The sequence below is a fragment of the Kitasatospora sp. NPDC096128 genome, assembly GCF_040303105.1.
Classification (GTDB): domain Bacteria; phylum Actinomycetota; class Actinomycetes; order Streptomycetales; family Streptomycetaceae; genus Kitasatospora.
The window spans coordinates 92,263-100,124 of the sequence record NZ_JBEOSP010000033.1; the positions used below are offsets into that span (position 1 = coordinate 92,263).

General features: G+C 71.3%; 7 protein-coding genes. All 7 read left to right on the forward strand.

Annotated elements, in window-relative coordinates; genetic code table 11:
• Nucleotides 1-15: 15 nt before the first annotated feature.
• Complete coding sequence (locus ABTY61_RS30335) at nt 16-1,155, forward strand: ABC transporter ATP-binding protein (protein ID WP_350508294.1); 1,140 nt, start codon at nt 16-18, stop codon at nt 1,153-1,155.
• Nucleotides 1,152-2,081 carry an ABC transporter permease gene (locus ABTY61_RS30340; RefSeq protein WP_350508295.1) on the forward strand — a complete coding sequence of 310 codons (930 nt, stop codon included), beginning with the start codon at nt 1,152-1,154 and terminating at the stop codon, nt 2,079-2,081. The genes ABTY61_RS30335 and ABTY61_RS30340 overlap by 4 nt, the downstream gene beginning before the upstream one ends.
• The gene (locus ABTY61_RS30345) at nt 2,081-2,884 is read left to right on the forward strand and encodes an ABC transporter permease (protein ID WP_350508296.1); all 804 of its coding nucleotides are present in this window, start codon (nt 2,081-2,083) and stop codon (nt 2,882-2,884) included. The genes ABTY61_RS30340 and ABTY61_RS30345 overlap by 1 nt, the downstream gene beginning before the upstream one ends.
• A gap of 61 nt (nt 2,885-2,945) precedes the next feature.
• Nucleotides 2,946-4,340: an NAD(P)/FAD-dependent oxidoreductase gene (locus ABTY61_RS30350; protein ID WP_350508297.1), complete on the forward strand. Its 1,395-nt coding sequence runs from the start codon at nt 2,946-2,948 to the stop codon at nt 4,338-4,340.
• 132 nt (nt 4,341-4,472) lie between these two features.
• The gene (locus ABTY61_RS30355; RefSeq protein ID WP_350508298.1) at nt 4,473-4,913 is read left to right on the forward strand and encodes a bifunctional DNA primase/polymerase; all 441 of its coding nucleotides are present in this window, start codon (nt 4,473-4,475) and stop codon (nt 4,911-4,913) included.
• 80 nt (nt 4,914-4,993) lie between these two features.
• Nucleotides 4,994-5,809 (forward strand): nucleotidyl transferase AbiEii/AbiGii toxin family protein, encoded by an 816-nt coding sequence (locus tag ABTY61_RS30360; protein ID WP_350508299.1) that lies wholly within the window; start codon nt 4,994-4,996, stop codon nt 5,807-5,809.
• 225 nt (nt 5,810-6,034) lie between these two features.
• Complete coding sequence (locus ABTY61_RS30365; RefSeq protein ID WP_350508300.1) at nt 6,035-7,558, forward strand: CoA-acylating methylmalonate-semialdehyde dehydrogenase; 1,524 nt, start codon at nt 6,035-6,037, stop codon at nt 7,556-7,558.
• Nucleotides 7,559-7,862: the final 304 nt, after the last annotated feature.

Genomic DNA, 7,862 nt, shown 5'->3' on the forward strand with positions numbered 1-7,862 from the left:
CCAGGAAGACACCCCATGACAGACCAGCTGCGCGACGCGGCCGGCGGCGATGTCCGCCTCACCGGCATCGGCAAGACCTACGGCTCCTTCACCGCCGTCCACCCGCTCGACCTGACCGTCCCCCAGGGCTCCTTCTTCGCCCTGCTCGGCGCCTCCGGCTGCGGCAAGACCACCACCCTGCGCATGATCGCCGGACTGGAGGAGCCCACCAGCGGCACCGTCCTGATCGGCGGCCAGGACGTCACCGCGCTGCCCCCGTACAAGCGGCCGGTCAACACCGTCTTCCAGAGCTACGCGCTCTTCCCGCACCTGGACATCTTCGAGAACGTCGCCTTCGGCCTGCGCCGGCGCGGCAACAAGGACGTCAAGAAGCAGGTCGAGTCGATGCTGGAACTGGTCGAGCTCGGCCAGTACGCACGGCGCAAGCCGCACCAGCTCTCCGGCGGCCAGCAGCAGCGCGTCGCCGTCGCCCGCGCGCTGATCAACCACCCCCAGGTGCTGCTGCTGGACGAGCCGCTCGGCGCCCTCGACCTCAAGCTGCGCCGTCAGATGCAGCTGGAGCTCAAGCGGATCCAGACCGAGGTCGGCATCACCTTCGTACACGTCACCCACGACCAGGAGGAGGCCATGACGATGGCCGACACCATCGCGGTGATGAACGGCGGCCGGGTCGAGCAGCTGGGCGCGCCCGCCGACCTGTACGAGAACCCCGGCACCACCTTCGTGGCCAACTTCCTCGGCCAGTCCAACCTGCTGCCGGCCGAGGTCACCGGCGGCGCGGGCGGGGACCTGCTGCTCACCGTCGGCGGCAGCCGGCTCGCGGTGCCGAAGGCGCGCTGCGCCACCGAGGCCAAGCTGGTGCACCTGGGCGTGCGCCCGGAGAAGATCACCATCAGCCACGCCACCGCGGAGGTCGCCGAGGGCCGCAACCGGCTGTCCGGCACCGTCCTGGACTCCAGCTTCATCGGCGTCTCCACCCAGTACGTGGTGCGCACCGACGGCGGCCAGGAGGTCACCGTCTTCGAGCAGAACATGGAGCGCGACGCCCGGATCGTCCCCGGCGCCCCCGTGCTGCTGCACTGGAACCCCGCCCACTCCTTCGCCCTGGACGCCTCGCAGGCGATCGACGCGGGCACCGCGGAGGAGGCCGCATGACCACCACCACCCCGGCGGCGGCCCCCCAGGTCATCCCGCTCGGCGAGCCCGCGCAGAAGCCGAAGCGCAAGCTCACCCCCTACTGGCTGCTGCTGCCCGGCATCGCCTGGCTGGTCGTCTTCTTCGCCGTCCCGATGGTCTACCAGGCGTCCACCTCGCTGCAGACCGGCTCCCTCGAAGCGGGCTTCAAGGTCACCTGGCACTTCGCGACCTACTGGGACGCCCTGGTCGAGTACAAGTGGCACTTCGTCCGCTCGTTCTCATACGCGGCCATCGCCACCGTGCTCTGCCTGGCCATCGGCTACCCGCTGGCGTACACCATCGCCTTCAAGGCGAGCCGGCGCTGGCGCAACGTCATCCTGATCCTGGTCATCGCGCCGTTCTTCACCAGCTTCCTGATCCGCACGCTGGCCTGGAAGACCATCCTGTCCGACGGCGGCCCGGTGGTCGGCGCGCTCAACACCCTGCACGTCCTGGACCTCACCAACGCGGTCGGGCTCACCTCCGGCGACCGGGTGCTCGCCACCCCGCTGGCCGTGGTCTGCGGCCTGACCTACAACTTCTTGCCGTTCATGATCCTGCCGCTGTACACCTCGCTGGAGCGGATCGACCCCCGGCTGCACGAGGCGGCCGGCGACCTCTACGCCCGGCCGTTCACCACCTTCCGCAAGGTCACCTTCCCGATCTCGCTGCCGGGCGTGGTCGCGGGCACCCTGCTCACCTTCATCCCCGCCTCCGGCGACTACATCAACGCCCAGCTGCTGGGCTCGCCGAGCGAGCAGATGGTCGGCAACGGCATCCAGAAGCAGTTCCTGAACGTGCTCGACTACCCCACGGCGGCCGCGCTGAGCTTCATCCTGATGGCCCTGATCCTGGGCATGGTGACGGTCTACATGCGCAAGGCCGGGACGGAGGAACTGGTCTGATGTCCCGCATCCTGAAGTGGGTCCGCGCCCACCTGGTGGTCCTGGCCGGCCTGCTGGCGCTGGCCTACCTGGTGCTGCCCAACCTGGTCGTGCTGGCCTTCTCGTTCAACAAGCCGGTCGGCAAGTTCAACTACGAGTGGAACCAGTTCTCCACCGACGCCTGGACCAACCCCTGCGGCGTGGCCGACATGTGCCAGTCGCTCTCGCTCAGCCTGCAGATCGCGGTGCTCGCCACCATCGGCGCCACCGTGCTCGGCACCATGGTCGCCTTCGCGCTGGCCCGCTACCGCTTCCGCGGCCGCTCGGCCACCACCGCGATGATCTTCCTGCCGATGGCCATGCCCGAGGTGGTCATGGCAGCCTCGCTGGGGACGCTGTTCCTCAACATGCGCATCCCCTTCGGCTTCACCACCATCCTCATCGCCCACATCATGTTCTGCCTGAGCTTCGTGGTGACGGCGGTCAAGGCGCGCGTGATGAGCATGGACCCGAGGCTCGAACAGGCCGCCCAGGACCTCTACGCGACCCCCGCCCAGACCTTCCTGCGGGTCACCCTGCCGCTGGCCGCCCCCGGCATCGCCGCCGGCGCGCTGCTCAGCTTCGCGCTCTCCTTCGACGACTTCATCATCACCCAGTTCAACTCGGGCCCGACCACGGTCACCTTCCCGATGTTCGTCTGGGGCGCCTCGCAGCGCGGCATCCCGGTGCAGGTGAACGTCATCGGCACCGCGATGTTCGTCGCCGCGGTCGCGCTGACCGTGACCGGCCAGTGGCTCGGCAACCGCCGCAAGGCCACCGCCTGACGTACGGTCGGTCAGCGGTGGCAGGTACCGTCATCTATCCGTAGAAAGTGGCTGATAATGCATGGACTCCGCCCGCGCACTCAGTGACGCCAGGCCCACCCCCTTCTGGCTGGAGGACCCGGGCCGGCCGGCGGCGCTGCCCGCCCTGGTCGGCGACACCACCTGCGACCTGCTGGTCGTCGGCGGCGGCTACTCCGGTCTGTGGACCGCCCTCATCGCCAAGGAGCGCGACCCCGCACTGGACGTCGTCCTGGTCGAGGGCCACGAGGTCGGGTGGGCCGCGTCCGGGCGCAACGGCGGATTCTGCGCGGCCAGCCTCACCCACGGCTTCGGCAACGGCCTGGAGCGCTGGCCGTCCGAACTCGCCCAGCTGGAACGCCTCGGTGCCGCCAACCTGGACGGCATCGAGGCCACCCTCAAGCGCTACGGCATCGACGCCGAGTGGGAGCGCACAGGCGAGATCGACGTCGCCACCCAGCCGCACCAGGTCGAGGAGCTGCACGAGGTCGCCGAGGCCGTCGCCCGCTACGGCTTCGACCTCACCGTCCTGGACGCCGACCAGCTGCGCGCCGAGGTGAACTCGCCGACCTTCCTCGGCGGCCTCTGGGACAAGGACGGCGTGGCGATGGTCCACCCCGCCAAGCTCGCCTGGGGCCTCAAGGAGGCCTGCCTGGGCCTCGGCGTCCGGATCTTCGAGCACACCCGGGCCACCGAGCTGCGCGAGCACGGCGGCGGCATGGCCGCCCGCACCCCGTACGGCCGGGTCTTCGCCCGCCGGGTCGCGCTCGGCACCAACGTGTTCCCGTCCCTGCTCAAGCGCGTCCGTCCGTACGTCGTCCCGGTGTACGACTACGCGCTGATGACCGAGCCGCTCAGCGACGAGCAGCTCGCCTCGATCGGCTGGCGCGGCCGGCAGGGGCTCGGCGACAGTGCCAACAAGTTCCACTACTTCCGGCTGTCCGCCGACAACCGGATCCTCTGGGGCGGCTATGACGCCGTCTACCACTACGGCGGCCACGTCCGGCACGAGTACGACCAGCGGCCGGAGACCTTCCGCACCCTGGCCAACCACTTCTTCCGCTGCTTCCCGCAGCTGGAGGGGCTGCGCTTCACCAACGCCTGGGGCGGTGCCATCGACACCTGCAGCCGGTTCTCGGCCTTCTTCGACACCGCGTACCGGGGCAAGGTCGCGTACGCGGTCGGCTACACCGGGCTCGGCGTCGGCGCCACCCGCTTCGGGGCCGAGGTGATGCTCGACCTGCTGGCCGGCGAGCGCACCGAGCGCACCTCGCTGGACATGGTGCGCTCCAAGCCGCTGCCCTTCCCACCCGAACCGGTGCGCTGGGCCGGGATCGAGATCACCACCCGCTCGCTGGAGCACGCCGACCGCAACGGCGGCCACCGCAACCTCTGGCTGCGCACCCTCGACCGGTTGGGGCTCGGCTTCGACAGCTGACCGCAGCCGATCGTGGAGTATGTCCCGCGACCCGTGTAAGAGCGACCCGCCGTCCGCCTCTCCTCGGTGACGGCGGGTCTCGTTCTCCCGCCGCGCCCGACCGTACGACACGGCGAGAAGCGGGGACACGACATGGAGAGCACCGGACTGCACTGGCTCGCCCAGGTGGCAGCGGACCCGGAGGACTTCCGGGAGCAGTGGGAACGCACCGGCCTGGGCCTGGTGCTGCTACCGGCCGGGCGCCGCTGGGACGTCCTCGCCGTCCCCGGGCGGCTCGGGCGTCCGGCCCTGGACGTCCTGGGCGCCCTGGACGCCGGAGCCCGCGGCCCGGTCCTCGCCGACTTCGGCGAGGAGCACGTCAGCTTCCTGGTGCCCGTCGGCACCGCGGCCCGCTGGGTCGGCACCGGCGTGAGCTGCGCGGGGGAGGGCACCTGGATCGTCGTCCCGCACCCCGGACGTACCAGCCGGGGCGTGCGCTGGCTGGTGCCGCCCGACGGCTCCGGGCGGCTCAACGACCCGGTGCTGCTGGAGCTCGCCCTGCACGAGGCGGCGGCCGGGCTGGGCGGCCGGTAGCGCCGTCGTGCTGTTCACGGCGGGCGCGCACGGCTCTCGCCGGCAGCGCGCGGGGCGGGCGCCCGGGCCAGACTGGAGGCGTGACCACCGCCCCGCACGCCGTCGACGCCTCCCTCCGGCCGGGCCCGGCCCAGCTGCGCCTGGCCGCCCTGGCCGCGCCCGTCTGCACCCGGTACGGGCTGGCGCTGGCCGGTGGGCACGCGCTGCGCGCCCACGGCGTCCGGGCCTGCCCGCAGGACGGCCTCACCCTGGTCACCGGCGGGGCCGACCTGCCGGAGGTGGCCGCGGCGCTGACCGAGGCGTACCGGGCGGCCGGCGGCGGGGTCGCCGAGCGGCCGGGCACGCCGCGGCTGGAGCAGCTGACCGTACGGCTGGCGCTGGGCGGGCGGACGCACTCGGTGGAGCTGCGGAAGGAACCGCTCGGCCACCGGCCGGTCCGGCTGGACTTCGGCGTCCCGGAGGCGGAGGCGGAGGCGGTGACGGCGGGGGAGGAGGACTCCGGCCTCCGGGAGCCGGGCGAGCCCCCGCTGGTGCTGCCGGTGGTGGCCCTGGAGGACGCGGCGGCACTCACCACCGCGCTGCTGGTCGACCGGGGCATGCCGCGCGACCTGATCGACGTGCACGCCCTCACCCGCAACTACCGGGAGGGCGAACTGCTAGCCCTGGCAGGCGAGTTGGACCCGGACTTCCAGCCGGGCGCGCTCGCCGACCGGCTGGAGACGCTGGCCGAGGCGGCGGACGGCCGGTTCCGCGCCCGGGGGGTCGATGCCGGGGCGGTGGACGGGCTCAAGCGGTGGGCGCTGGTCTGGGCACAGGACCTGCGGTTGGACCTGCTGGAGACCCGGGAGGCCGCCGACGGGTTGCACGACCCGTACCTGGAGGACGAGGAGTCCTGAGGCCCCCGTAGCCGCCGGTTCACGCGTTCGGCCCAGTGACCGGACGACCTGTAAGGCTGAATCCGCGATCCCCGTCAGCCTGTTCGTTGAGCCGTGCTCCAGTGGCCCCCAGACTGGAAGACGAGCGCGGTAGCCCCGTGAATTCCCGTCGCCCGACCCTCTCGCGGGCGGCGCCAGACCGGACCGGTGGCAGGACGCCGCCCGGGACTTCGGAGGCAGACGGACTTGAGCAAGCACATCACTCACTGGATCGGCGGCCAGTCGGTCGCCACCGCCGGTGCGGCGCCCCGCCGCGGTGACATCTTCGACCCGGCCACCGGCCAGGTCGCCGGCCAGGTCGACTTCGCCGGCATCGCCGAGGTCGACCAGGCCGTGGCTGCCGCCGCCTCGGCCTTCGCCGAGTGGCGCACCGCCTCGGTGGCCAGGCGGAGCACGGTGCTCTTCGCCTTCCGCGAGCTGCTGAACGCCCGCCGGGACGAGCTGGCCGAGATCATCGTGTCCGAGCACGGCAAGGTGCACTCGGACGCGCTCGGCGAGATCGCCCGCGGCCTGGAGGTCGTCGAGTACGCCTGCGGCATCCCCCAGCTGATCAAGGGCGGCTTCACCGAGCAGGCCTCCACCGGCGTCGACGTCTACTCGATCCGCCAGCCGCTCGGCCCGGTCGCGATCATCTCGCCGTTCAACTTCCCGGCCATGGTGCCGATGTGGTTCTTCCCGATCGCCATCGCGGCCGGCAACACCGTCGTGGTGAAGCCCTCCGAGAAGGACCCGTCCGCGGCCAACTTCCTCGCCGGGCTCTGGAAGGAGGCCGGGCTGCCGGACGGCGTCTTCAACGTCGTGCACGGTGACAAGGTGGCCGTCGACCGCCTGCTGGAGCACCCCGACGTGAAGTCCGTCAGCTTCGTCGGATCCACCCCGATCGCCCGCTACGTCTACGAGACCGGCACCCGCTACGGCAAGCGCGTGCAGGCCCTCGGCGGTGCCAAGAACCACATGCTGGTGCTGCCCGACGCCGACCTCGACCTCGCCGCCGACGCCGCCGTCAACGCCGGCTTCGGTGCGGCGGGCGAGCGCTGCATGGCGGTCTCCGTCCTGGTCGCCGTCGACCCGATCGGTGACGAGCTGGTCGACAAGATCAAGCAGCGGATCGCCACCCTGAAGGTCGGCCCCGGCTGCAACGGCGACTCCGAGATGGGCCCGCTGGTCACCGGCCAGCACCGCGACAAGGTCACCTCCTACGTGGAGTCCGGCGTCGCCGACGGCGCCGAGCTCGCCGTGGACGGCCGCAAGCACCCCGTCACCGCCGAGGACAAGAACGGCAGCCCGACCAGCGACGGCTTCTGGCTCGGCCCGACGCTGTTCGACCACGTGAAGCCCGGCATGTCCGTCTACAACGACGAGATCTTCGGCCCGGTCCTCTCCGTCGTGCGCGTCGCCTCCTACGACGAGGGACTGGCGCTCATCAACGCCAACCCCTACGGCAACGGAACCGCGCTCTTCACCAACGACGGCGGCGCGGCCCGGCGCTTCCAGTTCGAGGTGGAGGTCGGCATGGTCGGCATCAACGTGCCGATCCCGGTGCCGGTCGCCTACTACTCCTTCGGCGGCTGGAAGGCCTCGCTGTTCGGCGACGCCCACGCCTACGGCCCGGACGGCGTCCAGTTCTTCACCCGGGGCAAGGCCGTGACCCAGCGCTGGCTGGACCCGTCGCACGGCGGCATCAACCTCGGCTTCCCCACCAACAGCTGAGACCCCCGGCGCTCTACTCCTCCGCGCCAGGCAGGCCGGACCCCTCTCCCCGGGGCCCGGCCTGCCCCCCTTTTGCAGGTCGTTTGCATCCGGACGCAGATGCGCGTACAGTTCTTCGAGCTGCCCAGCAGGGAGCACCGGACACGCGTCTGCGCGGACGGTCCTGCGGTAGCCAATCCCTTGAAACACCACTTCCGGTCCGTACCGGCCGTTTCGCTTTTTCGCGGCTCGGCTCGGTGCTTATTCGGCGTGCGCTTTTTATCGGATTGCGGCTGGATTCGCTTTTCGGAGCGGGGATCGGCTA

Excerpts from the sequence above, each read along its gene's own strand:
- ABTY61_RS30335 (WP_350508294.1), top strand. The coding sequence starts at position 16 with ATGACAGACCAGCTGCGCGACGCGGCCGGCGGCGATGTCCGCCTCACC.
- ABTY61_RS30345 (WP_350508296.1), top strand. The coding sequence starts at position 2,081 with ATGTCCCGCATCCTGAAGTGGGTCCGCGCCCACCTGGTGGTCCTGGCC.
- ABTY61_RS30355 (WP_350508298.1), top strand. The coding sequence starts at position 4,473 with ATGGAGAGCACCGGACTGCACTGGCTCGCCCAGGTGGCAGCGGACCCG.
- ABTY61_RS30340 (WP_350508295.1), top strand. The coding sequence starts at position 1,152 with ATGACCACCACCACCCCGGCGGCGGCCCCCCAGGTCATCCCGCTCGGC.
- ABTY61_RS30350 (WP_350508297.1), top strand. The coding sequence starts at position 2,946 with ATGGACTCCGCCCGCGCACTCAGTGACGCCAGGCCCACCCCCTTCTGG.